The 23,640-nt window shown below is 64.9% G+C and carries 23 protein-coding genes and 2 tRNA genes; 11 read left to right on the top strand and 14 right to left on the bottom strand.

Annotated elements, in window-relative coordinates; all coding sequences use genetic code 11:
* Positions 1–52 precede the first annotated feature (52 nt).
* A complete protein-coding gene (locus tag AC3IPP_RS08755; RefSeq protein ID WP_489148696.1) occupies positions 53–3,028 on the top strand; it encodes a TonB-dependent receptor domain-containing protein in 2,976 nt (991 codons plus the stop codon).
* A gap of 309 nt (positions 3,029–3,337) precedes the next feature.
* On the opposite strand, the gene AC3IPP_RS08750 is transcribed toward AC3IPP_RS08755, so the two are convergent.
* From AC3IPP_RS08750 to AC3IPP_RS08740, 3 genes are all read right to left on the bottom strand, one after another.
* Positions 3,338–3,414 (bottom strand) — tRNA-Asp (locus AC3IPP_RS08750).
* A 103-nt stretch (positions 3,415–3,517) separates the two neighbouring features.
* Complete coding sequence (locus AC3IPP_RS08745; protein WP_489148695.1) at positions 3,518–4,060, bottom strand: GNAT family N-acetyltransferase; 543 nt, start codon at positions 4,058–4,060, stop codon at positions 3,518–3,520.
* Positions 4,057–6,234 carry a S9 family peptidase gene (locus AC3IPP_RS08740; RefSeq protein WP_489151023.1) on the bottom strand — a complete coding sequence of 726 codons (2,178 nt, stop codon included), beginning with the start codon at positions 6,232–6,234 and terminating at the stop codon, positions 4,057–4,059. Before AC3IPP_RS08740 ends, AC3IPP_RS08745 begins: the two co-directional genes overlap by 4 nt.
* A gap of 73 nt (positions 6,235–6,307) precedes the next feature.
* Between AC3IPP_RS08740 and AC3IPP_RS08735 the strand changes: the two genes are divergently transcribed.
* Positions 6,308–7,141 (top strand): trypsin-like serine peptidase, encoded by an 834-nt coding sequence (locus tag AC3IPP_RS08735; RefSeq protein ID WP_489151022.1) that lies wholly within the window; start codon positions 6,308–6,310, stop codon positions 7,139–7,141.
* On the opposite strand, the gene AC3IPP_RS08730 is transcribed toward AC3IPP_RS08735, so the two are convergent.
* The 3 genes from AC3IPP_RS08730 to AC3IPP_RS08720 form a co-directional block, all read right to left on the bottom strand.
* Positions 7,096–7,812 (bottom strand): energy transducer TonB, encoded by a 717-nt coding sequence (locus AC3IPP_RS08730; RefSeq protein WP_489151021.1) that lies wholly within the window; start codon positions 7,810–7,812, stop codon positions 7,096–7,098. The two genes, AC3IPP_RS08735 and AC3IPP_RS08730, sit on opposite strands and share 46 nt — an antisense overlap.
* A 21-nt stretch (positions 7,813–7,833) precedes the next feature.
* Positions 7,834–8,610 (bottom strand): energy transducer TonB, encoded by a 777-nt coding sequence (locus AC3IPP_RS08725; protein ID WP_489151020.1) that lies wholly within the window; start codon positions 8,608–8,610, stop codon positions 7,834–7,836.
* Positions 8,611–8,675: 65 nt separating this feature from the next.
* Positions 8,676–10,460 carry an acyl-CoA dehydrogenase gene (locus AC3IPP_RS08720; protein WP_489151019.1) on the bottom strand — a complete coding sequence of 595 codons (1,785 nt, stop codon included), beginning with the start codon at positions 10,458–10,460 and terminating at the stop codon, positions 8,676–8,678.
* A gap of 137 nt (positions 10,461–10,597) precedes the next feature.
* Between AC3IPP_RS08720 and AC3IPP_RS08715 the strand changes: the two genes are divergently transcribed.
* A complete protein-coding gene (locus AC3IPP_RS08715; RefSeq protein ID WP_489151018.1) occupies positions 10,598–11,536 on the top strand; it encodes an L-threonylcarbamoyladenylate synthase in 939 nt (312 codons plus the stop codon).
* Here the strand turns inward: AC3IPP_RS08715 and AC3IPP_RS08710 are convergent.
* The 4 genes from AC3IPP_RS08710 to AC3IPP_RS08695 form a co-directional block, all read right to left on the bottom strand.
* Positions 11,533–12,558: a patatin-like phospholipase family protein gene (locus tag AC3IPP_RS08710; RefSeq protein WP_489151017.1), complete on the bottom strand. Its 1,026-nt coding sequence runs from the start codon at positions 12,556–12,558 to the stop codon at positions 11,533–11,535. The genes AC3IPP_RS08715 and AC3IPP_RS08710 overlap by 4 nt on opposite strands.
* A gap of 39 nt (positions 12,559–12,597) precedes the next feature.
* Positions 12,598–13,395, bottom strand: coding sequence for a 3-hydroxybutyrate dehydrogenase (locus tag AC3IPP_RS08705; protein ID WP_489151016.1), 798 nt, complete (start codon positions 13,393–13,395; stop codon positions 12,598–12,600).
* Between the two features lie 65 nt (positions 13,396–13,460).
* Positions 13,461–14,234: a peroxide stress protein YaaA gene (yaaA, locus tag AC3IPP_RS08700; RefSeq protein WP_087139402.1), complete on the bottom strand. Its 774-nt coding sequence runs from the start codon at positions 14,232–14,234 to the stop codon at positions 13,461–13,463.
* Between the two features lie 95 nt (positions 14,235–14,329).
* Positions 14,330–15,733 carry an FAD-binding oxidoreductase gene (locus AC3IPP_RS08695; RefSeq protein WP_489151015.1) on the bottom strand — a complete coding sequence of 468 codons (1,404 nt, stop codon included), beginning with the start codon at positions 15,731–15,733 and terminating at the stop codon, positions 14,330–14,332.
* Between the two features lie 77 nt (positions 15,734–15,810).
* On the opposite strand from AC3IPP_RS08695, the gene AC3IPP_RS08690 reads away from it, so the two are divergent.
* From AC3IPP_RS08690 to AC3IPP_RS08680, 3 genes are read left to right on the top strand one after another with little or no spacing between them, the layout of a single operon-like run.
* The gene (locus AC3IPP_RS08690) at positions 15,811–16,263 is read left to right on the top strand and encodes an NUDIX hydrolase (RefSeq protein ID WP_087139400.1); all 453 of its coding nucleotides are present in this window, start codon (positions 15,811–15,813) and stop codon (positions 16,261–16,263) included.
* 52 nt (positions 16,264–16,315) lie between these two features.
* Positions 16,316–17,284: an SPFH domain-containing protein gene (locus AC3IPP_RS08685; protein ID WP_373407953.1), complete on the top strand. Its 969-nt coding sequence runs from the start codon at positions 16,316–16,318 to the stop codon at positions 17,282–17,284.
* A 3-nt stretch (positions 17,285–17,287) separates the two neighbouring features.
* Positions 17,288–17,746: an NfeD family protein gene (locus AC3IPP_RS08680; RefSeq protein WP_489151014.1), complete on the top strand. Its 459-nt coding sequence runs from the start codon at positions 17,288–17,290 to the stop codon at positions 17,744–17,746.
* On the opposite strand, the gene rnhA is transcribed toward AC3IPP_RS08680, so the two are convergent.
* Positions 17,743–18,195, bottom strand: a complete 453-nt coding sequence (gene rnhA / locus AC3IPP_RS08675) for a ribonuclease HI (protein WP_489151013.1) — start codon at positions 18,193–18,195, stop codon at positions 17,743–17,745. The two genes, AC3IPP_RS08680 and rnhA, sit on opposite strands and share 4 nt — an antisense overlap.
* Before the next feature lie 113 nt (positions 18,196–18,308).
* On the opposite strand from rnhA, the gene AC3IPP_RS08670 reads away from it, so the two are divergent.
* The 4 genes from AC3IPP_RS08670 to AC3IPP_RS08655 are packed head-to-tail and all read left to right on the top strand — an operon-like array spanning position 18,309 to position 20,717.
* Positions 18,309–18,524 (top strand): twin-arginine translocase TatA/TatE family subunit, encoded by a 216-nt coding sequence (locus tag AC3IPP_RS08670; RefSeq protein ID WP_087139396.1) that lies wholly within the window; start codon positions 18,309–18,311, stop codon positions 18,522–18,524.
* Between the two features lie 23 nt (positions 18,525–18,547).
* The gene (gene tatB, locus AC3IPP_RS08665) at positions 18,548–19,129 is read left to right on the top strand and encodes a Sec-independent protein translocase protein TatB (protein ID WP_489151012.1); all 582 of its coding nucleotides are present in this window, start codon (positions 18,548–18,550) and stop codon (positions 19,127–19,129) included.
* Positions 19,126–20,013 carry a twin-arginine translocase subunit TatC gene (tatC, locus tag AC3IPP_RS08660; RefSeq protein WP_313574019.1) on the top strand — a complete coding sequence of 296 codons (888 nt, stop codon included), beginning with the start codon at positions 19,126–19,128 and terminating at the stop codon, positions 20,011–20,013. Before tatB ends, tatC begins: the two co-directional genes overlap by 4 nt.
* A 56-nt stretch (positions 20,014–20,069) precedes the next feature.
* Positions 20,070–20,717 (top strand): CatB-related O-acetyltransferase, encoded by a 648-nt coding sequence (locus AC3IPP_RS08655; protein WP_489151011.1) that lies wholly within the window; start codon positions 20,070–20,072, stop codon positions 20,715–20,717.
* A gap of 58 nt (positions 20,718–20,775) precedes the next feature.
* Here AC3IPP_RS08655 and glnA read toward each other — a convergent pair whose 3' ends face one another.
* Both glnA and AC3IPP_RS08645 read right to left on the bottom strand, forming a co-directional pair.
* Positions 20,776–22,185, bottom strand: coding sequence for a type I glutamate--ammonia ligase (glnA, locus tag AC3IPP_RS08650; RefSeq protein WP_489151010.1), 1,410 nt, complete (start codon positions 22,183–22,185; stop codon positions 20,776–20,778).
* Between the two features lie 59 nt (positions 22,186–22,244).
* Positions 22,245–22,583 carry a P-II family nitrogen regulator gene (locus AC3IPP_RS08645; RefSeq protein ID WP_024352698.1) on the bottom strand — a complete coding sequence of 113 codons (339 nt, stop codon included), beginning with the start codon at positions 22,581–22,583 and terminating at the stop codon, positions 22,245–22,247.
* Positions 22,584–22,701: 118 nt separating this feature from the next.
* Between AC3IPP_RS08645 and AC3IPP_RS08640 the strand changes: the two genes are divergently transcribed.
* The gene (locus AC3IPP_RS08640; RefSeq protein ID WP_489151009.1) at positions 22,702–23,529 is read left to right on the top strand and encodes an NAD(P)H-hydrate dehydratase; all 828 of its coding nucleotides are present in this window, start codon (positions 22,702–22,704) and stop codon (positions 23,527–23,529) included.
* Between the two features lie 6 nt (positions 23,530–23,535).
* On the opposite strand, the gene AC3IPP_RS08635 is transcribed toward AC3IPP_RS08640, so the two are convergent.
* Positions 23,536–23,620, bottom strand: a tRNA-Leu gene (locus AC3IPP_RS08635).
* Between the last annotated feature and the right edge of the window lie 20 nt (positions 23,621–23,640).

Here is a 23,640-nt window from a genome sequence, read left to right as displayed (position 1 = left end):
GCGGAATTCGGCAGGAGCCGTGTTTGGTCTTCTCTTATTTGGAGGTGTAAAATTGCGTTTTTCAGTAAATCGTAAGCGTTTGCTTTCTACGACTATGATTGCCGGCGCGGCCGCTATGGGCCTGGCCATGCCGGCGGTGGCCCAAGAAAACGATCAGGTCAGCCAGGTTAGCGACATCGTTGTCACCGGCTCGCGTATCGCGCGCCAAGACTACAAGTCCAGCAGCCCCATCGTGACCGTCAGCGCGGAAGACTTCCAAGCGACGGGCGCTGTCACGATCGACTCGCTGATGAACGACATGCCGCAGTTCACGCCGTCGGTTTCGTCGACCTCGAACAACCCGTCGAACGGCGGTCAGGCCAACCTCGACCTGCGCAGCCTGGGCTCCAAGCGCACCCTGGTGCTGATGAACGGCCGCCGCCTGGTGCCGTCGAACTCGGACGGTTCGGTTGACGTCAACCTGATCCCGACGGCCCTGATCAAGTCGGTCGAAACCATCTCGGGCGGCGCCTCGGCCGCTTACGGTTCGGACGCCGTCGCTGGCGTGGCCAACTTCATCATCAACGACAGCTTCGAAGGCGTGCAAATCGACGCCCAGTACGGCCAGACGGACCGTAATGACGGCGAGACCGAAAGCTACTCCCTGACGATCGGTGGCAATTTCGCTGACGACAAGGGCAACGCGGTCATCTCGATCAACCGTTCGACGCGCTCGATGATCTATAATGCGGGCCGCGAATTCGCTGCGATTTCCGGCGGTTCGGGAACGACGCCGCTGGGCTCAACGACATTTGACGCCAACAATCTGCCAAGCGACGCTCTCTTCAAGCAGTACTTTAACAGCCAGGACGCTAAGAACACGGGCGCTATTGGCTACAATGCCGATGGAACTCTGTTTGCACACCAGGGCGCCTTGGGGTTCAAGAGCCCGGGTGGTATCGAGTACGATGGTTTCCATGTCCCAGGTTCGAACTATGTGTTCAACACTGGCGCGCTGAACTACCTGCAGCTCCCGCTGGAACGTTGGAACGTTTACTCGAGCGCGCGCTACAAGGTGAATGACAACGCCGAATTCTACGGCAATGCCCTCTTCAACCAGTACGTTGCGGATCAGGAATTAGCCGCTACGCCGGCATCCAGCGCTACCGGCTTCCGCGTTCCGTCAACCAACCCGTTCATCGGCGCCGACTTGCGTGCTCTGTTGGACTCGCGTGCCAATCCCAACTCCTCGTTCCAGCTGAGCAAGCGCTTCACGGATCTCGGCGGCCGCCACGCCAGCTATGACTACAACGTCTACCAGGTCACAGGCGGTATCCGTGGTCAGGTGCCGCAAAGCTCCTGGACCTATGACGTCTATGCATCGTTCGGCCGCGTCAGCGCCAACGAAACGCAGACGGGCAACGTGTCGCGTTCGTCTGTGCAGACGCTGCTGGATGATCCATGGGGCGGCGCCGGCGATGGCGTAGATGAAGGGACGATGCTGTGCGAGGGCGGTTTCAACCCCTTCGGTCTGGCGCCGATCTCGGCTAGCTGCCTCAACTACATTGGCCGTACGTCGCGCACAGCGACCACCGTCGAGCAGAACGTGGTTGAAGGCACCCTACAGGGTAAGGCGTTCGACCTGCCGGCTGGTGAGGTTCGCGTCGCCATGGGTGTTCAGTACCGCGAGAACAGCTACCGCTTCGACTCGGATCCTTCGCTCGAGAAGATGAATCCGAAGTTGCCGCACCTCGGTGCTGATGGCCTGCCGGACGGCGGCGAAATCGGTGGCGTGGAGATCGCCGGCTTCAACCCATCGCCGTCGGTCAACGGCAGCGTTAATTCGATCGACCTGTTCGGCGAAGCCCTGGTTCCGCTGCTCTCGAACCTGCCGTTCATCCAGCAATTGGATATGACGCTGGGCTATCGTTACTCGGACTACAGCTCGATCGGCGGCACCCAAGCCTACCGTGCTGACCTGGACTGGACCATCATTGACGGTCTGCGTCTGCGCGGCGGCTACAACCGCGCCGTTCGTGCGCCGTCGGTTGGCGAACTCTACTCGCCGCTGGGCGTCAACTACATGGCTATCGGTCAAGCGAACGCTTCGGCCGCCGGCGGTGATCCGTGCGATAGCACTGGCTTCTATATGAATGGCCCGAACGCCGCTCAGGTGAAGCAACTGTGTATCGCTCAGGGCGTCGCCAATCCCGACAACTTCATCTACACCGACAACCAAGTTGCGGGCTGGGATGGCGGTAACCCGAATCTTTCGGAAGAAACGGCTGACACTTGGTCGTTCGGCGTGGTCTATCAGCCGCGCTTCGAGTCGGCGCTGTTCTCGAACATGTCGTTCGCTATCGATTATTATAACATCGAAATCGAAGACGTGATCTCCAGCATCTCGGCGGCTGACATGCTGAAGGGTTGCTTCAACGGTGCGGGTGAGAACCCGACCTATGATCCGAACAACTCCTACTGCCAGCTGTTCAAGCGTAACCCGCTGAGCGGCGCTATCTTCGACGCCACCTCCAACCTGGAGAACCTGGGTGTTCTGAAGACGGCTGGCGTCGACGCCCAGTTCGACTGGCGCTTCGACCTGGTGGACCTGGGTGCTCCGGACTGGGGCACGCTGAACTTCAACGCCGTGGTCAGTTGGCTGGCCGAGCGTGAAGACAGCGTCGTCGCCGGCGGCGCGTTCACGGATCGCAAGGGCACCATCTCGGACGACTTCGGCAACACCTTCCCCGAGTGGAAGTCGCTGGCGTCGGTTGACTGGGCCAAGGGTCCGTTCTCGGCTACGGCGCGTTGGCGTCGTGTGGGCGAGATGACCATCTACGGTTCGGATGAGAAGCTTGATGCGACTCACTACTTCGACCTGATGGGCAGCTGGGCTCTCAACGACACGGTCTCGCTGCGTGCTGGCGTGAACAACGTTGGCGATCAGCAACCGCGCGTCTGGGATCCGGGCGTGCAGGCGAACACCGATCCGTCGACCTACGACGTGCTCGGCCGTCGCTACTTCGTCGGCCTGACCGCTCGCTTCTAAGCCAAGCGGTTTGAATAAGGATGGGCGGCGGATTATGATCCGCCGCCCATTTCTTTTGGCCGCTTTGGGTTCTAGGCGTAGGTCGGCTTAGGAGCCTCTGTGGGAGCGGCTCAGGTTATTGATCCGGAAGAGGCCTGCCGCGCAGCAAGGGCCCGTACAGCGGAGCGTGCATCGGGGCTTATAAGTTCGGCTGTTGAGTGCGGCGTGCGGCGACCGTCGCGCATTGATATATGCGGCTGCGGTCAATCGCGATTTTCAGAAGAAGTGGAAGGCGGGGTGGCGCGCCACTCCCTCATCTCTGAGAAGGAGTGGCGCGAGTGACGGGGCTCGAACCCGCGACCTCCGGCGTGACAGGCCGGCACTCTAACCAACTGAGCTACACCCGCGTTTCTCTCCCCGCGAGGAGGAGAGGAGGGGCGAATACGGTTCGTCGCGCTTTCGGTCAAGCGCATTGTGGCGCTTTTGCTAAAAAATCTGCGAATTCAGACTCTAGCGGCCGCAATCCAGGCCGTGGGCGTCGGGGGGAGCCGCGCCGCCGAGGCCGAGCGCCTTCTGCATGAAGACGACGTCGCGCCACCCGTCGAACTTCCATCCGGCGTCGCGGAAGGCGCCGACATGGGCGAAGCCAGCCGCTTCGTGCAGGGCGATGGAGCCGGTGTTGGCGCTGTCGCCGATCACCGCCACCATCTGACGCATTCCCAGGGCTTCACATGCGCTGAGCAGGGCGTCCAACAGCGCCTTGCCCACGCCGCGGCTGCGAAACGCTTCTGCGACGTAGATCGAGTCCTCGACCATGAAGCGATAGGCCGCGCGCAGGCGATAGGGTGCGGCATAGGCGTAGCCCGCGACCGCTCCATCGATTTCGGCGATCAGGATGGGCAGGCCGAGCGCGGCGGGCGCGGCCAGGCGCGCCCGCATGTCGTCGGTCGAGGGGACGTCCAGTTCGAACGTCCCCGTGCCGTTCAGCACACTGTCGGCGTAGATGGCCGTCACGGCCGCCAGGTCGGCCTCCGCAAACGGCCGGACAATCACGCCTTTTCCCAGCCCTTCTCGACCGCCCAGACGGCGAACGCGTAGTCGTGGGCGATATCCTTCAGATAGTCGAAGCGGCCCGACGAGGCGAAGTGGCCCGCCTCCATGTTGATCTTCAAGAGGACCGGCTTGCCGGACGTCGAAGCCGGGCGCAGCTTGGCCACCCATTTTTCGGGCTCCCAATAGGTCACACGCGGATCGGACAGGCCGCCGGTCGCGAGCAGAGCCGGATAGGGCTTGGCCTCGATCTGATCGTAGGGGCTGTAGCTCAGCATGTAGTCGTAGGCGGCGGCGTCCTCGAGCGGATTGCCCCATTCGGGCCATTCCGGCGGGGTCAGCGGCAGGCTGGTGTCGCTCATGGTGTTGATGACGTCGACGAAGGGCACGCCGCCGATCACGCCCGCCCACAGGTCCGGCCGCATGTTGGTGACGGCCCCCATCAGCAGGCCGCCGGCCGAGCGGCCCTCGGCGACGATGTTTCCGGCCTTGGTGTAGTTGCGCGCGATCAGATGTTCGGCGGCGGCGATGAAGTCGGTGAAGGTGTTCTTCTTGGTGAAGCGCCGGGCGGTCAGGAACCAGTTCCAGCCCTTGTCCGAGCCGCCGCGGATATGGGCGATGGCGTAGATGAAGCCGCGATCCACCAGAGACAGCCGGTTGGTCGCGAAACTGGCCGCCATCGGAATGCCGTAGGAGCCGTAGCCGTAGAGCAGCAGCGGCGCCGAACCATCGACCGGCGTGTCCTTGCGACGCAGCACCGTCACCGGCACCAGTTCGCCGTCAGAAGCCGGGGCGTTCAGGCGTTCGACGACATAGTCCGCTGGATTGTGACCCGAGGGGATTTCCTGAACCTTGCGCAGGGTGCGCTCACGCGTCTTCAGGTCGTAGTCATAGGTCGAGGTCGGCGTCGACGGCGAGTTGTAGCCATAGCGCATGACCGTGGTGTCGAACTCCGACGCCCCGCCCAGCGACAGGGCGTAGGCGGGCTCGTCCACGGCGATCTCGTGTTCGGCGCCGGTGCGGTCGCGGATGACGATCTTGGTGTTGGCGTCGGCGCGCTCCTGACGGCCCAGATAGTCCTTCACCAGAGCCACGCCCTCGATGAAGCGGCCGGGCGTGTGGGGGATCAGGTCCTTCCAGTTAGCCTTGGCCGGGGCGTTGGTCGGGGCTTCCATGACCTTGAAGTCGACGGCGTCGTCGGCGTTGGTGCGGATCACCCAACGGTCGCCCCAGTGGTCGAGGTCATACAGGCGGCCGACGTGGCGCGGCTCGGCCACCACGGGCGTCGCCGTGGGGGTGGCGGCCGGTATGATGCGGCTTTCCGAGGTTTCCTGATTGGCGATGGAGATGACGATGAAGGCGTCGTCGGCGGTGCGGCCGACACCCTGGAACATGCCCTCGTCGGTTTCCTCATTGACCAGGGCGGTCTCGCCGCCGCGCGCCGGGCGGCGGAAGATCTTGTCCGGGCGGCCGTTGTCGTCGCGGTTGGTCCAGAAGATCCACTGGCTGTCGGGCGAGAAGGTGAAGTTGGCGCTGGCCGATTCGATCGGGTTGGGCAGAACCTCGCCGGTGGCCAGGTCCTTCACATAGATCTTGTAGACTTCGGAGCCCTGCGCGTCCTCGGCATAGCCGAACAGGGCATGGTCGGGGCTGTGTTCGGTCGCAGAGACTTCCGAATAGGCCTTGCCCTCGGCCAGCTTGTTGCAGTCCAGCAGGATGACCTCGCCGTCCTTCTGGCCGCGCGGGCGACGGCAATAGAGGGGGTGCTGGTCGCCGGTGTTGTAGCGGACGTAGTATTCCCACGGGCCGTCGGCGGCGGGAACAGAGCTGTCGTCCTCCTTGATGCGGCCCTTCATCTCCTCGAACATCGTGGCCTGCAGCGGCAGGGTGGAGGCCATCATGGCCTCGCGATAGGCGTTCTCGGCGGTCAGGTGCTCCTTGACGTCGGCCTTGATCAGCGAGGGATCGCGCAGCACGGCCTGCCAGTTGTCGTCCTTCATCCACTGATAGTCGTCGACGCGGACCCGGCCCAGCTGCTCGATGCGGACGGGGACCTTCTTGGCGACGGGCGGCGTGGGTTTGGACATTGAGGCTCCGGTAGTCTGGCGGGCGATAGCAGGGGAGGCGGCGACCAAGCCGACGGCGGCGGTCGAGGCGATCAGTTCGCGACGGTTCATGGCGTGGGCTTCCCCCTGGAATATGATTTGAGCCGGACCTTGTGCCCGGCGACGCTCGGCGTCAAATGGCGTCATGATCATTCAGGATCTTCCGCCCGAACAACCCGCCGTCGTTGCTGCCCCGCCGCCCGAATGGGATCTGACGGTCGGAGTGATCAACGCCACCGTGCAACTGGATCAGGCCATCAGCGACGGTCAGAGGAAGGTCGGCACAGGCTTCCTGATCGCCGCGCCCCGGCCTGACGGCGCGCCGCGCGTGGTGCTGGTGACGGCGCGGCATGTGCTGGACGTCATGCCCGGAAACGAGGCGCGGATCGGCTGGCGCACGGCCGAGGCGGACGGCGCCTGGAAGTTCACGCCCGGAACCCTGGCCATCCGCGACGCCAGCGGCGCGCCGCTGTGGACCGCGCACCCGGAACGCGACGTGGCGGTGATGGAGGTCACGGCCCCGCCCGCGTTCGCACAGGCGGCGATTCCCGCGGGATGGCTGGCCGACGCCGAAGCCTTCGATCGCTGGCGCATGGGGCCGGGGGACGAGTTGCTGGCGTTGGGTTATCCGCATGGGCTTTCGGCCAATCGGGCGGGCTTTCCGATCCTGCGCCTGGGCCGGATCAGCTCCTGGCCGCTGACGCCGATTAGGCATTTCCCGATCTTCCTGCTCGACTTCGTGGTCGCCCAGGGCAATTCCGGCGGCCCGGTCTTCTGGACGCCCGCTGCGCGTCGCGTGCCGGGGGCGCCCGTGCCGGAGCATCCCTTCATAGCGGGAGTGCTGGTTCAAGAAGTGCAGGGCGGCGGCGAAGGCATGGACCTGGGCGTCGTCGCCCACGCCCAATATGTGCGTGAGGCCATCGCCCTGCTGGATCAGTCAGACGCCGCGCCGGAACCGCAGTCGAACGCCGCGCAGTAGCGGCGGCGCATCTCGTTCCTGATCAGGGCCGGGTCTTCCGGGCTAGCTTGTGTGACTTGAGCGTACCAGACATCCCAGCCGATCGGCTTCTTGGTCGGCAGATAGTCCAGGCCGTGTCGTGCCAGTACGCGGGCGACCCCTGCTGTGTGCCAAGCCTTCTCGGTTTCAAGGTCAGGGTATAGCTCGGCCATCCAGGCGCGTAGAAGGGCTGCCTTCTCAGGCGGCATTTCGTCGACTTTCCAGTCACGGATCGAGCGTTCGGTCGCAGAGCGGCTGCCGCCATAAAAGCTGTCGGTAAAAGCCTGGGCGGCCTGGATATGCTCGGGGCCAGGCTCAGGGCCTTCCCATGGTTGACGCAGCGGTTCGTCGCCTTCGGTCAGGGTGCTGAAGGGCAGTTCGATCGTGAAAGGGACATTCGCGGGCTGGGCGACGCGCCCACGGAACACGATCGCCAGCGCCGCTTCCTGGAAGCCCGCGTCGGCAGGGTTTGCGGACATGGCGGCGCATCGAGCCAAGGCGCCGTCTTCGTTGTTGGCGCACTCGAGGGTGACGGTTCCGTTGATCCGCAAATCCTTGGCCAGGGCCGGGTAGTCATGTCGTTCGACGACAGGGCGCGTCTCCCACTGAACGGGTTCAGCCAGTAGGGCCAGGCTCGCCAGAAGCGTCATCATGTTCAGGTTTCCTGTGCGTTCTTAGGACGTGGTGTCGGCCGACAGCGCCGCGGGGCCGCAGTCGTATCGGGCGCAGTATCGACGACGCAGTTCGATCATCGGTGTTCTAGGGAAGACATCCCTGCCAGCCTCACGCAACTGAGGAGTCCAGGCTTCGCTCCAGTCATCCGGCTGCTTGGGCGGCAGGGCGTCCAAGCCGCGAAGGGCCAGGACGCGCGCCATGACCAGGCCCTGTCTTTGGCGCTCCGTCTCCAGATTTCCGAACAGTTCGGCGATCCAGCCTTCGGTCGCCCGGCGCATTTCGGGCGGCATCTGGTCCAGCCGCCAATAACGTCTCAGCCGGATGGCGGGCTCGACGCTGCGCTGGGCGAAGCGGCGGCCGCCTTCCATTTGTGCGGCGTTGGGCGTCGGTCCAGACCAAGGCGCCGGTTCTTCCGTGTTGAATGGCGAAGCGTTGAACGGCACGCGCACCGTGAATTCACGCTTCTCAGGTGAGGCGTCAGGCGCGGCAGGCGTTAACCGTGCTCGTTCGACTATGCGGACCGCCGCCTGGGCGAAGCCCAGTCCATCCGGACGGGCGCGCATGGCGGTGCAGGCGTTGGGCAGCCCTTCCGCCGTCGCCAGGCAGTTCACCTCGACCCAGCCGTTGATGCCCATGGCGGCGGCGAAGGGAGGGAAGTCGTCCGATGTCGGGACAGGGCGTGTGACCCAGGCGACAGGCGGCTCTTCTGCGGCGAGCGATGGGCCGTTGAACAGGGCAACGGTAACGAAAATCGCAGTGTTGAATATCGCTTTCACAGGCAAACGCCTCCCGCGCCTAGGTGGCACAGGAGGCGCTTTACGCTCAAGTCATAGAACGGCGATCAGCCCGCCAGGGCTTCAACGCTCATCCGTTGCAGCAGATCGCCGCCCTGTCCCACGGCGGCCAGACGGCTGGAGACGTGGCCCAGGACGTTGGCGGCGTAGACTTCATAGAGGTCCAGCTTGCCTTGCAGCCAGGCGGCGTCGCCGTCATGGGCGTCCAGTTTCGCCTTGGCGGCCAGGGCGCCCTTGGCCAGCATCCAGCCGCCGACCACATCGCCCATCAGTTTCAGATAGGCGTCAGCGCCCGCCAGCACGTCGGCCGCGCGGGCCGGGTCCGACTTGGCGTCCAGAAGCCACAGGGTGGCGTCCTCGACCGCTTCGATGGCGGTGGCGAAGCGCTCGACCGGCTTGCCGGCATACAGGCGATCGATCTGGGCCAGGGTGGCTTTCATTTCGGCGATCAGAGTCTTGGCCGACTCGCCGCCGTCCATCGACAGTTTGCGGCCCACCAGGTCCATGGCCTGAATGCCGTTGGTGCCTTCGTAGATCGGGGTGATGCGGGCGTCGCGATAGTATTGGGCCGCGCCGGTTTCCTCGATGAAGCCCATGCCGCCGTGGACCTGAACGCCCAGAGAGGCGACTTCGCAGCCGACGTCGGTGGACCAGGCCTTGGCGATCGGGGTGAACAGGTCTTCGCGACCCTTCCAGACCTTGCGTTCTTCTTCGGTGGCGGCGTGGCGGGCCAGGTCGGCGGCGACGCCGGTCGACAGGCAGATGGCGCGGGCGGCGGCGACCTTGGCCTTCATCACCGACAGCATCCGGCGCACGTCAGGGTGGTCGAAGATCGGCGCGTCCTTTTCGCCGGTCCAGGCGCTGCGGCCCTGACGGCGTTCCAGCGCATAGGCCAGGGCGTGCTGATAGGCGCGCTCGGCGATGCCGACGCCTTCAACGCCGACGGCCAGGCGTGCGGCGTTCATCATGACGAACATATGGGCCAGGCCCTGGTTCGGCTGGCCGACCAGTTCGGCGCGGGCGCCCTCATAGCTCATGACGCAGGTGGGCGAGGCGTGGATGCCCAGCTTGTGCTCGACGCCGACCGGGCGGAAGGCGTTGCGTTCGCTCAGCGAGCCGTCGGCGTTGACGGCGAACTTGGGCGTCAGGAACAGGCTGATGCCCTTGGGCCCGGCGGGGGCGTCGGGCAGGCGGGCCAGCACTAGATGGACGATGTTGTCCGTGGCGTCGTGATCGCCCCAGGTGATGAAGATCTTCTGGCCGGTCAGGGCGTAGGTGCCGTCGCCGTTGGGAACCGCCGTCGCCGTCAGGGCGCCCAGGTCGGACCCGGCGTGCGGTTCGGTCAGCACCATGGCGCCGGTCCATTCGCCGCTGACCAGCTTGGGCAGATAGGTCGTCTTCTGATGCTCATTGCCGACCTGCTCCAGCGCCTCGATGGAGGCCAGCGACAGCATGGGGCACAGGCCGAAGGCCATGTTGGCGGCGTGGACGGTCTCATAGGCCGCCAGTTCCAGCGCCTTGGGCAGGGCCTGTCCGCCGGCCTCGACCGAGGCGGTCAGGCTGGTCCAGCCGCCCGCTGCGAACTGCTGATAGGCGTCGGCGAAGCCGGGAGCGGCGGTCACTGCGCCGTTGGCGTATTTGGCGCCTGCCAAGTCGCCGGGGCGGTTCAGCGGAGCCAGAACCTCTTCCGAAAACTGACCGGCGGCGTCCAGCACGGCCGAGGCGACATCGGCGTCGTAATCGGGAAAGGCGCCGGTCGCCGCCACCTGGCCGATCCCGGCCACGGCGTCGAGGGCGAAGGCGATGTCACGGACGGGGGCGCGGTAGTTCATCGGTTATCCTCAGAAAGACGTTGCGCTTCTGTCGGCCGCCGCGTCGCCGGGCGCAAGCCTGCTTGGACTTTGGTCGAGATTCCGCGCACTGTGGCCCTCTGTTTGAACGGCTGACGCCGCGTAAGGAAAGGCCGACCGTGCCCGCCGACCGACCCGTCAGGGGCGACAGCCCCGAAATCGCCGCTGAGGCGCTGAAAACGGGGCGTCTGGTCATCCTGCCGACCGAGACAGTCTATGGACTGGCGGCCGACGCCTCCAACCCGCAGGCCGTTGCGCGAATCTTCGAGGCTAAGGGACGGCCGCGCTTCAATCCCCTGATCGCCCATGTCGCCAACGCCGTGGACGCCGAGGCGATCGCCGTGTTCGACGCAAAGGCGCGGGCGCTGGCCGAGGCTTTCTGGCCGGGACCGCTGACCATCGTGGCGCCGGTGCGCGATCGTGAGCGGGTGAGTGATCTGGCGCGGGCGGGGCTAGACAGCGTGGCGGTGCGCGTGCCGGGGCATCCGCGCGCGCGGGCGGTCATCGGCGCTTTCGGCGGGCCGGTCGTCGCGCCCTCGGCCAATCGCTCGGGACGGCCCAGTCCGACGACCTTCGATGACGCTCTGGAAGAGACGGGCCACGCGGTGGGCGCGGCTGTCGATGGCGGCCCCTGCGCCGTGGGGGTGGAAAGCACGGTCGTCTCGGTGCTGGACGGTCAGGTCGCCCTGCTGCGTCCCGGTTCCGTCACGCGCGAAGAGATCGAGGCGGTTGTCGGGCCGTTGGCTGAAGGCGGGCAGGGGCATCGTTCTCCCGGCCGCCTGGCTCTGCACTATGCGCCCGACGCGCCGGTGCGGATCGAGGCGGAAGGCGCCAGGGACGGCGAAATCCTGCTGGGCTTCGGCGCTGGCGTCGGCGATCCGCGCTGGAGTCTTAGCCCGACCGGCGACCTGCGCGAGGCGGCGGCCAATCTGTTCCGCCTGCTGCGTGAGGCGGACCGCACAAAGCCCGCCGGGATCGCCGTGTCGCCCATCCCGGCCAAGGGGCTGGGCGAAGCGATCAACGACCGCCTGCGTCGAGCAGCGGGCTTCGTGGGCTAAAGAAACCGCGCCTTTATATCCACGCTGGACGCCTTGCCGACCTTTGGCAGGCAGCTTTCAAGCCATGCCTCGGCGGCTGTCCGGCCGTGCTGCTTCAGCTTGTTCAGATAGGTCCACTCCGTGTCGAATTTGGAGTGCAGCGACTCATCTCCCAGCCATTCGTCGGCCTCGATGACGTGGATGCGGATGCTGCGCCGTCGGTCCTCGCCGGGCTTCAGCTTGCCCTCGGCGATCAGGTCCTGGACGAAGGCGACGGCCCTCAGTTCGGCGACCAACGGGGCGTTGAAGACGATCTCGTTCAGCCGGTCGTTGATGTCGCCTGCTTCGCGCGGCGGCTCGTCACGCTGGAACGGGTTGAGCGGCAGAAGCAGAATATCGTCCGGCGTGTCAGTGTAGAACAGGGGCCACAGCGCCGGATTGGCCAGATAACCGCCGTCCCAATAGGGTTCGCCTTCGATCTCGACCGCCTGGAACAGTTGGGGCAGGCAAGCCGAGGCCAGCAGCACCTCGGGCGCCATTTCATCGGACTTGAAGATGCGAGATCGACCCGCGCGCACAGCAGTCGTCGAGACGAACATGCGGATGGAGGACGTGCGTAGGGCCTCGAAATCCACCGCCGTCTCCAACACCCGACGCAATGGGTTCAGATTGAAGGGGTTGAAGGAATAGGGGCTCATCGACAGAGCCAGGGTTTGACCTGCCTGCCACATCGGCGTGCCCTTCAGCCAGTCGGGCGTCAGTGCCTTGGACCAAACGGAGCTGTCGCCGAAGACATTACGGCCGCCGGACTGGTTCACCTCGCGCCACAAATAATCGAGAGCTTCACGCCCGCCTTCTGCGCCGCCGCGCTCCAGCCCGGTGATCAGGGCGGCGGCGTTCATCGCCCCGGCTGAGGCGGCGGTGACGGCGCGCACGTCCAGCACATCGGCTTCAAGCAGCCGGTCCAGCACGCCCCATTGGAAGGCGCCGTGGGCGCCGCCACCCTGCAAGGCCAGACAGACGGGTTTGCGCTTTGTCGCCATCAAACTCTCCGTCTTGCGGCCCTTATGGCCGAGTGAAACCTATTGGGCCGTCCAGCCGCCGTCGATGGAGAAGTGAGCGCCGTTGGCCGAGGCGCCGAGGTCCGACGCCAGATAGAGGAAGATACCCGCCAGTTCGTCGGTCGTGACGAAACGCTTGGTCGGCTGCGAGCCCAGAATGACGTTCTTCATCACGTCTTCCTTGCTCATGCCGCGGGTGCGGGCCTGATCCTCAATCTGTTTGGCGACGATCGGCGTCTCGACAAAGCCGGGGCAGATGGCGTTGCAGGTGATGTTATCCTGCGCCAGTTCCAACGCCACCGTCTTGGTGAAGCCGATCACCCCGTGCTTGGCGGCGACATAGGCGGACTTGAACGGGCTGGCGACCAGACCGTGGGCCGAGGCGATGTTGATGATCCGCCCGCGCCCTTGCGCCTTCATGATCGGAATCGCCGCCTTGGTGGCGTAGAAGGTCGAGGACAGGTTGATGGCGATGATCTTTTCCCACTGATCAGCGGGAAAGTTCTCGACGGCTTCGACGTGCTGGATGCCGGCGTTGTTGACCAGGATGTCGAGGCGGCCCAGTTCGCGATGCGCCGTGGCGATCATGTCCTCGATCTGATCCGGCTGGGTCATGTCGGCGGGATGATAGAGGACGCGCACGCCGGTTTCGGCGGCCAGGTCCGCGCGCGTCTTCTCAATGACGACGGGGTCGCCCAGGCCGTTCAGCACCACATCGCCGCCGCACAAGGCCACGGCCCGCGCCAGCGCCAGTCCAATGCCCGAGGTCGAGCCGGATACGACCGCGACGCGGCCCTTGAGATCGTTCATCGCGAACATGACAGAAAGAACCCGTGGATGATGATGCTGCAATGCAACCTAACCGCAGTCGTTCAATCTGGCGATCAGGATTTTCCTTCCCTGATGAATATCCAGTCCGTGTCCGTCGATAGGCTCTTGTCGAAGCGGTAGCCGTCGCGATCGAAGGCCTTCAGGTCTTCGACCTTTTCGAGCCGGTTCTCGATGGCGAAACGGGCCATGCCGCCGCGCGCCTTCTTGGCGTAGAAGGAGATGATGCGGGCCTCGCCGTCCTTCTTTTCCTTGAAGTGCGGAGTCACGACCGGCAGTTTCAGCGCCCTGGCGTCGACCGCGCCGAAATACTCATGGCTGGCCAGGTTCACCAGGGTCTGTTCGGACAGCTTTTCGGCGTCTTCGTTCAGGCGCAGCGAGATGCGCTCGCCCCAGAAGTCATAGAGGGTGGCACCGCGCTTGGTCTTCAACCGGATGCCCATCTCCAGCCGATAGGGCTGAATCGCATCCAGCGGCCGCAGCAGGCCGTAGAAGCCCGAGAGAATACGCAGGTGGTCCTGAGCCCACGTCAGGTCGTCGGCCGACAGGGTGCGGGCCGACAACCCTTCATAGACATCGCCGGCGAAGGCGAAGACGGCCTGCAGCGCGCCCTCCGGTGTTTCGTTGTCGAAAGCCTGGAAGCGCTGATAGTTCAACTCAGCCAGGGCGTCGGAGATCGACATCAGGCGGCGCAGGTCGGCACGGCTCAGCCCTCGCGTCACCTTGGCCAGTTCGGCGGTCTCATCAGCGCATCGCCGTGGCGTCACGGGGGCGTCGGTGGCGGGCGGGTTGAAGTCCAGCTTTTTGGCCGGGGACAGGACGATCAGCAAAACGATCGACTCCCTATGCGTCTCAAGAGCGGGCCTCATAGGCCGCTTCGACGATGTTTTGAACCGCCTGAAACGTCACATACGGTCGTCAGTCATCAGAAGAGGACCGCTGGGTTCATGATCCGCTGCGGATCGATGGCCTGACGGATCGCCTGCATCGTTGCGATTTCAAGCGGTGATTTATAACGCCGGGCCTCGTCGGTTTTCAGCCGCCCCAGACCGTGTTCAGCGGAAATCGACCCATCGTAGCGGGCGACCACGTCATGCACGACCTCTGACCCTTCCATCCAGCGCGCGATGAAGGCGGGCACGTCTTCGCCGACGCCGGGGATCACATCATAGTGAAGATTGCCGTCGCCGACGTGGCCGAAGACTGACACCCGACCGCCGGGGTGGAATTTTTCAACCGCTGCTGTCGCCTCATCGATGAAGTCCGCGATTCGCGAGACGGGAACCGAAACGTCGTGCTTCCATCCGCCGCCTTCCGGCTTGAGCGCGGCCGAGTGCTCTTCGCGCAGACGCCAGAATTCGGCCTTCTGGGCGTCGTTCTGGGCGATGGCGGCGTCCACGATCAGGCCTTCCTCGAAGGCGGCGGTCAGCAGGCGCTCCATCGCCGCCTCGGCGCCGTTCGGCTCGCCCGAGGTCAGTTCGATCAGCACATACCAGGGCGGCGTCGATTCCAGCGGCTCGCGCGTGTCGGGGATGTTCTTCAGCACCAGGCTCATGCCCAGCCGCTTCATCAGCTCGAACGCTTCGACCCCGCCGCCCGTCTCGGCCTTGGCGCGGGCCAGCAGAACGACGGCGTCGTGATGGCTTTCCAGGCCGACGATGGCGGTGGCGCGGCTGCGCATGATGGGGAACAGCTTCAGCGTCGCGGCGGTGATGACGCCCAAGGTGCCTTCGGCGCCGATGAACAGCTGCTTCAGGTCATAGCCGGTGTTGTCCTTGCGCAGACGCTTCAGGCCGTTGAACACCTGACCGTCGGGTATGACCGCCTCGATGCCCAGCACCAGATCGCGCATCATGCCGTAACGCAGGACGGCTGTGCCGCCCGCATTGGTCGAGATCACGCCGCCGATAGTGGCCGAGCCCTCGGCCGCGAGGCTGAGGGGGAAGAAGCGGTCTTTCTCCTTCGCCAGTTCCTGCGCCTCCAGCAGGGTTACGCCCGCCTCGACCGTCATGGCGTCGTCCAGCGGCGTCACGTCGCGCACCGTCCGCAGCTTGCGCGTGGACAGCAGAACCTCTCCATAAGGGATCTGGCCGCCGACCAGTCCGGTGCCGCCGCCCTGCGTCACCACGGCGGTGCCGTGACGGGCGCAGATCTCGACGGCGCGGGCGACTTCCTCGGTCGTGCGCGGTTGCAGCAGCAGCGGCGTCTGCCCCGTCCAGCGGCCGCGCCATTCGGTCAGCCACGGCGCCATTTCGGCGGCGTCCTGGGTCCAGGCGCCGGGCAGGGCGGCCTTGAGTTCAGCGAGGGATTCTGGCGTCGGGAGGGTCATATCGGCCTTGTGGCAAAAGGCAGCCCGTGGTGGAAGCGCAAAACCTTGCCTTCTGGCGGTCAAATCAAGGGCAAAACATGATTCCGACGCCGGCCGTGGGCGTAGTGTGTTTGAAAGGCGATGAAGTGCTGCTGATCAGGCGCGGCACGCCGCCTCGCGTGGGGGAGTGGAGCCTGCCTGGCGGGCGTCTGGAGCCGGGCGAACGCCTGGCTGACGCCGCCCTGCGCGAACTGCGCGAGGAGACGGGCGTGGAGGCCGAACTGATCGGTCTGGTCGACGTGGTGGACGGCCTCTTTCCCGAGGCGGGGCGGCACTATGTCCTGATCGATTATGCGGCGGTCTGGATGTCCGGCGAGCCTGTCGCTGGCGACGACGCCGCCGAAGCGGTCTTTTTTCCGTTCGAGGCGGCTCTGGCCAAGGTGGATTGGGACGAGACGCGACGCATCATTCGCATGGCGCGCAGGATGGCTGACGCGGATGTCATGCTGACGGAACCGGATTCGGTGGCGCGGGACGGCTGCGGCGACTAAGCTCCCGGTCCAACTGGAGGGCCTTATGAATTTTTCGCTGATTTTCTTTGTGATGTTCGCGGTGTTCGCGATCATCTTCCTGTTCAGCGTGATCAAGATCGTGCCGCAAGGGCGTGAATTCACGGTGGAACGGTTCGGCAAATACACCAAGACCCTCACGCCGGGCATCCACATCCTGACCCCGTTCGTCGAGCGCGTCGGCCACCGCATGAACATGATGGAGCAGGTGCTGGACGTCCCGACCCAAGAGGTCATCACCAAGGACAACGCCATGGTGAAGGTGGACGGCATCGTCTTCATTCAGGTGATGGACGCCGCACGCGCCGCCTATCGCGTCGATAACCTGCCTTACGCCATCGCCCAGTTGTGCATGACCAACCTGCGGACCGTGGTCGGCTCGATGGAGCTGGACGAAGTGCTGTCGCAGCGCGACGCCATCAACACGCGCCTGCTGCACGTCATCGACGCCGCGACCGAGCCGTGGGGCATCAAGGCCAACCGCATTGAGATCAAGGACCTGACGCCGCCGGTGGACATCACCAACGCCATGGCCCGCCAGATGAAGGCGGAGCGCGAACGCCGCGCTGTCATCACCGAGGCGGACGGCGAGAAGCAGGCCGCCATCGCCCGCGCCGAGGGCGCCAAGCAAGCTGCGATCCTGGAAGCCGAAGGCCGCAAGGAAGCCGCCTTCCGCGACGCAGAGGCTCGTGAACGTGAAGCCGAGGCCGAGGCCAAGGCCACCGCCATGGTGTCCGAAGCGATCGCTCGCGGCGACGTCAACGCCATCAACTACTTTGTGGCGCAGAAGTATGTGGAGGCCTTTGCCGAACTGGCCCGCAGCCCGCAGCAGAAGACGGTCATCGTGCCGTCGGAAATGGGCGCGCTGGTCGGCACCATCGCGGGCGTCGGCGAACTGGTCGGCCTGGCCAGGGAGCAACAGCAGGTCCGCACGGACGCGCGCCAGACCGCCGCGCGCGCCGCGCCGCGTCGTTCGGGCGGCTCCGTGCCGACGACGGAGTAAGCCATGGACTGGTTCGTCTCCCTCTACGCCGCCCAGCCGTTCTGGCTTTGGCTGGCGATCGGCGTGGTGCTGCTGGGGATAGAGGCGGCGGCCTCGACCGAATGGCTGTTGTGGCCGGCGGTGGCGGCGGGGCTGACGGCCCTGTTGTCCGCCCTGGCGCCGCAACTGGGCCTGCCGGTCGAGATCGGCGTCTTTGCGGCGCTGACGCTGGCATCGACCATCCTGTCGCGTCGCCTGATCAAGCGGGTCAATCCCAAGGATCAGCCCGACATCAATGATCGTGACGTCCGTCTGGTAGGCGAACGCGCGCGCGTGGTCGAAGCCTTTGTCGGCGGGCGCGGTCGGGTTTTCGTGTCGGGATCGGAATGGCCTGCTGAGATCGAGGGCGCTTCGCCCCTGGCGGGCGAGAGCGTCATCATCGAATCGGTCTCCGGCCCCCTGCTGAAGGTGCGCGCGGTCTAGCGCCCACGCATCTCCGCCACGCCGCGATTGGCTAGCCCGTCTGCGCGCTCGTTCAGGATGTGGCCGGCGTGGCCCTTCACCCAGTGCCATTTGACCTCGTGGCGGTTGCGGGCTTCGTCCAGCCGCCGCCACAGGTCTTCGTTCTTGACCGGCTTCTTGTCCGCGGTCTTCCAGCCGCGCGCCTTCCAGCCACGCATCCATTCCGTCACGCCCTGCATGACGTATTTGCTGTCGGTGTGCAGATCGACGCGGCAAGGGCGCTTCAGCGCCTCCAGCGCCATGATCGCGGCCATCATCTCCATGCGGTTGTTGGTCGTCAGGGGCTCGCCCCCCCAGAGTTCCTTTTCGTGCCCTCCGCCGGTTTGGAGGATCGCCCCCCAGCCGCCAGGGCCGGGATTGCCCTTGCAGGCGCCGTCGGTGTGGATGATGACGTGATCGTTGAGACTCATGGCCGCGATGCGTACAGCGTCCCTTGGCGCGTCGCCATCACTCAGCCTATATGACGCACAACAATCAGTCGGTGGGGCCGCGTCTCGGTGAGTCCCCTTGAGGAGGTATCGCCATGGGCTCCATGAGCATCTGGCATTGGGCCATCGTCGTCGTCGTCGTGCTGGTCCTGTTCGGCGGTCGCGGAAAGCTGTCTGGCATCATGGGCGACGCGGCCAAGGGCATTCGCGCCTTCAAGGACGGCCTGAAGGACGACACGGACGCCAAGGGCAAGGAAGCGCCGGGCGCCCTGCCGCGCACGGACGCCGAAAAAGAAGAACTGAACCGCTGACTTTCGCCGGAAGACGCTGAATCATGGGTGGTCTTGGCCCCGGAATCGGCGGGTTCGAAATCCTTGTCATCGGTCTGGTGGCCCTGCTTGTCGTAGGGCCCAAGGACTTGCCTATGCTCATGCGCCGGGTCGGCCAGTTCGTCGGCAAGGCGCGCGGCATGGCCAATGAGTTTCGCGCCAGCTTCGACGAGATGGCGCGCCAGTCCGAACTGGACGACCTTCGCAAGGAGGTTGAGGCGTTGCGGTCGGGGCAGGGGATGTACGCCCTGGGCGCGGATGCGGACGAGGCCTTCAAGGACATCCGCAAGGAACTGGAGGCGCCGATTGAAGCGCCGGCCGCTGCACCCGTGGAAACGCCTGCTCAGCCCGTGGCCACAGGCGTAGACGAGTGGCCGGATACGGCCCCGGCCGCCGCCGCTGCGTCCGCATCGGAGCCGCAATCGGTCGCCAAACCGCGAACCAGGAAGGCGAGCGTCGCTTCTTCTGCCGACGGAGCGCTTAAGCCCAAGACGCGTAAGCCAGCCGCAAAGCCTGCTGCGAAGACTGCGACGAAAGCCGACGCCTCACGCCCCAAGGCCGCGCGCACCAAGAAGGTTGATCTATGAGCCGCGCTGATCACGACGAAGCCGATATCGAGGCTTCGCGCGCGCCCCTGATGGATCACCTGATCGAGCTGCGTTCGCGGCTGATGATCTGCGTGGTCGCCTTCATCATCGCCTTCATCGGCTGTTTCGCCTTTTCAGAGACCCTCTATCTGTTCCTGGTGAAGCCCTATGTGGTCTCGGCCGCCTTCCACCAGACGGTGGGCGCGAACGGCCATGTGTCGCCATTCAGCCTGATCCTGGGCACGGCGGGGCTGATCCCCGTGCCTGACGTGGACCACAACAGCGTGCGCCTGATCTATACCGCGCCGCTGGAAATCCTGTTCACCAAGATGAAGCTGGCGGGCCTGGGCGCCGTCATCGTGGCCTTCCCGGTTTTGGCCTGGCAGTTGTACCGCTTCGTTGCTCCCGGTCTCTATCGCAACGAGAAGGGCGCTTTCCTGCCGTTCCTGCTCGCGGCGCCGGTGCTGTTCCTGTTGGGCGCGGCGCTAGTCTATTACGTCATGCTGCCCTTCGTGATGTGGTTCTCGCTGAGCCAGCAGATCATCGGCGAGGGCGTGGCGGCGGAACTGCTGCCCAAGGTGTCGGACTATCTGAACCTGGTGACGGCGCTGATCCTGGCCTTCGGCCTATGCTTCCAGTTGCCGGTCGTAATGACCCTGCTGGGCCTGGCAGGCCTGATCAACAGCCAGATGATGGCCAAGGGTCGTCGATACGCCATCGTCGCCGTGGTCGTGGTCGCGGCCGTGGTGACGCCGCCTGATCCGATCAGCCAACTGATGCTGGCCGTGCCGATGGTCCTGCTCTACGAGGTCTCCATCTGGTGCGTCCGCATCATCGAGCTGCGCCGCAAGAAGGCTGATACGGCCGACGGCCTGGCGGCCTGATCAGGTTTTGGGCGGTGAGGCGATCCGGGCGCTGACAAGCATCTTGAGGTCGCTTCATGTCCCATACCGCCCCGGACCGGCACTGGTCCAAGGTTGAACTGCTCCACGAGACGGTCGCCAATCCGAACATCCACATCAAGGGCCGACGCAGCTACTACAGCAACGCCTGGACCGGCTCGTTCGAGGAAAGCGTCGTCCGCTACCTCTATGGCGATCCCTACAGCCTGAAGGCATGGGAGCCGCAGTGGCCTATCGACCAGCTGCGGATCGGCGATTGCGTCTGCATCGGCGCCGAGGCTGTGATCCTGCTGGGCGGCAACCACACCCACCGGACAGACTGGTTCAGCCTTTATCCCTTCGCCGAGGTCATTCTGGACGCCTATCAGGGCAAGGGCGACACCGTGATCAAGGACGGGGCCTGGATCGGCATGCGCGCCATGATCATGCCGGGCGTCACGATCGGCGAGGGGGCCGTGGTCGCTTCCGGGGCCATCGTCACCAAGGATGTGGCGCCCTACGCCATCGTGGCGGGTAATCCGGCGGTTCCCATACGCAAGCGTTTTTCCGACGCCGTGATCGAGGAGTTGCTGGCGCTCGACGTCTATGGCTGGTCTGAGGCGAAGTTCGAGGCTTTGCGCCCGCTGCTGTGCGCTGACGACATCAAGGCCTTGGCCGAGGCGGCCGCCCGTTACGACCAAGCGTAAATGAAAAGCCCCGGACGACGGATCGTCCGGGGCTTTCTGTACCAGGCTGATCCAGAGATCAGCAGCTGTAATACATGTCGAACTCGACCGGGTGCGGGTGCAGTTGCAGCCGGGCGACCTCTTCCTGCTTCAGCGTGATGTAGGCGTCGATGAAGTCGTCATCCATGACGCCGCCCTTCTTGAGGAAGGCGCGGTCGGCGTCGAGCGCCTCAAGGGCCTCCTTCAGCGAACCGGCGACTTCAGGGATCGAGTGACGCTCTTCCGGCGGCAGATCGTACAGGTTCTTGTCAGCGGCGGCGCCCGGATCGATGCGGTTCTCGATGCCGTCCAGGCCTGCCATCAGCAGGGCCACAAACGTCAGATAGGGGTTGCCCATCGGATCGGGGAAGCGGGCTTCCAGGCGCTTGGCCTTGGGCGAGGTGACGTGCGGGATGCGGATCGAGGCCGAGCGGTTGCTGGCCGAATAGGCCAGCTTCACCGGTGCTTCATAGCCCGGCACTAGACGTTTGTAGGAGTTGGTGGTCGAGTTGGCGAAGGCGTTGATGGCCTTGGCGTGCTTGATGATCCCGCCGATGTACCACAGGCATTCCTGCGACAGGCCGGCGTACTGGTCGCCCGCGAACTGGGGCTTGCCGTCCTTCCAGATCGACATGTGGACGTGCATGCCCGAGCCGTTGTCGCCGAACATCGGCTTGGCCATGAAGGTCGCCGACTTGCCATAGGCGTGGGCCACGTTGTGGATCACGTACTTATACAGCTGCATGCGGTCGGCCATGGTCAGCAGGTCGCTGAACTTCAGGCCCAGTTCGTGCTGTGCGGGGGCGACCTCGTGGTGATGCTTCTCGGGATCGAGCCCCAGGTCCTTCATGACGGCCAGCATCTCGCCGCGCAGATCCTGGCCGGAGTTGACCGGGTTGACCGGGAAGTAGCCGCCCTTGGTCGCCGGGCGGTGGCCCAGGTTGCCCTCGGCGTATTCGGCGCCCGTGTTGGCCGGCAGCTCGCTGGAGTCGAAACTGTAGCGGGTGTCGTGCGGCGCGGTGTTCCAGCGCACATCGTCGAAGACGAAGAACTCGGCCTCAGGACCGAAGAAGACGGTGTCGCCCACGCCCGACGACTGGACATAGGCCAGGGCCTTCTTGGCCATGGAGCGGCTGTCGCGGTTGTAGGGCTCGGCCGTGTCCGGGTTCAGCACGTCGCAGAACATGAACAGCGTCGTCTGCTGATAGAAGGGGTCGATGAAGGCGCTCGACAGGTCCGGCTTCAGCAGCATGTCGGACTCATTGATGGCCTTCCAGCCGGCGATCGACGAACCGTCGAACATGGTCCCGTCTTCCAGGAACTCCTCATCGACCATGCCGATGTCGAAGGTCACGTGGTGGACGCGGCCGCGCGTGTCGGTGAAGCGAAGGTCGACGTACTGGACGTCCTTGTCCTTGATCTCTTGCAGGATCTTGTTGGCGGCGCTCATGGGGGGAGGTCCTGTAGCTGGGGAATTGAAATCGGCCGCCCCGAGAGGCGGCCGTTAGACTAGATGGCTTGGGCGCCGGTTTCGCCCGTGCGGATGCGGATGACGTCTTCGAGGTTGGTGATGAAGATCTTGCCGTCCCCGATCTTGCCGGTGCGGGCGGCGTTCTGAATCGTCTCGACCACGGCAGGGGCCAGGTCATCCGCGACCACGACCTCGATCTTGATCTTGGGAAGGAAGTCGATGACGTACTCGGCGCCGCGATAGAGTTCCGAATGGCCCTTCTGGCGACCATATCCCTTGGCCTCCAGCACGGTCATGCCCTGCACTCCGATATCCTGGAGAGCGTCTTTCACTTCATCCAGCTTGAACGGCTTGATGACGGCTTCAATCTTCTTCATGGCGGGTCCCGAGCCGGCTCCTTTGTTGGTCCGACGCTCGGGTGGTAAAGGGACATTGCATTGCACAATATGGCAAGCGATTTTCGTCCGCTAAGGCCTTCCGTGAACGGAAATCCACATGAAGTTCGGTAACAGTCCGTCAGAGTGGCGTCATCTGCTCCCTCAGCCGGGGCCGCAGAGCCACAAACACGCGCGTGGGCGGCTGGGCGTCGTCTCAGGCGGGGTCATGTCCACGGGGGCGGCGCGCTTGTCGGCTCGGGCTGGGTTGAGGATAGGCGCCGGCCTGGTCAAGGTCTTCTGCCCGCCCGACGCGGCGCCGGTTCTGGCGGTGGCGCTGGAGGCGGTGATGCTGGCCAGCTTCGCTACGCCTGATCAGCTTCAGGCCTTGGCCGATCCGATGGACGCCGTCGTGATCGGGCCCGCAGCGGGCTTGAATGAAAGCACGGTGCTGAATCTGGCCGCCTTGGCGCGGACGGGGGCTGCGCTGGTGGTCGACGCGGACGCCCTGACCCTGTTTCGCGATCGATCAGAACAGTTGTTCGGATGGCTGGACCGCGACGACGTCCTGACCCCGCATGAAGGCGAGTTCGAGCGGCTGTTCCCCGGACTGTTGGTCGAACTGGGACGTGAGGGCGCGGCGCAGGAAGCCGCGCGGCGTGCAGGGTCGGTTATCGTGCTGAAGGGGGCTTCGACCGTCATTGCGGCGCCGGACGAGCGTTTGGCGGTCAACGGCGACGGTTCGCCTTGGCTGGCGACGGCGGGCAGCGGCGACGTGCTGGCGGGTATGATCGGCGGTCTGATCGCCCAGCATATGGATAGCTTCGATGCGGCGAGGGCGGCGGTGTGGATCCACTCAGAAACGGCGCGCCGGTTCGGGCCGGGGCTGATCGCTGAGGACCTGCCGCAGGGGCTTCCTGCTGTGCTGACAGGCCTTCTGAACGGCTGAAGAACGTGGTGCGGATGAGAGGACTCGAACCTCCACGCCTCGCGGCGCCAGAACCTAAATCTGGTGCGTCTACCAGTTCCGCCACATCCGCATAGGTTCGCCCGAGGCTGT

The sequence above is a fragment of the Brevundimonas sp. KH_060 genome, assembly GCF_057838275.1.
Note: the sequence above shows the minus strand (reverse complement) of the source record. Positions and strands in the feature narration are given on the sequence as shown.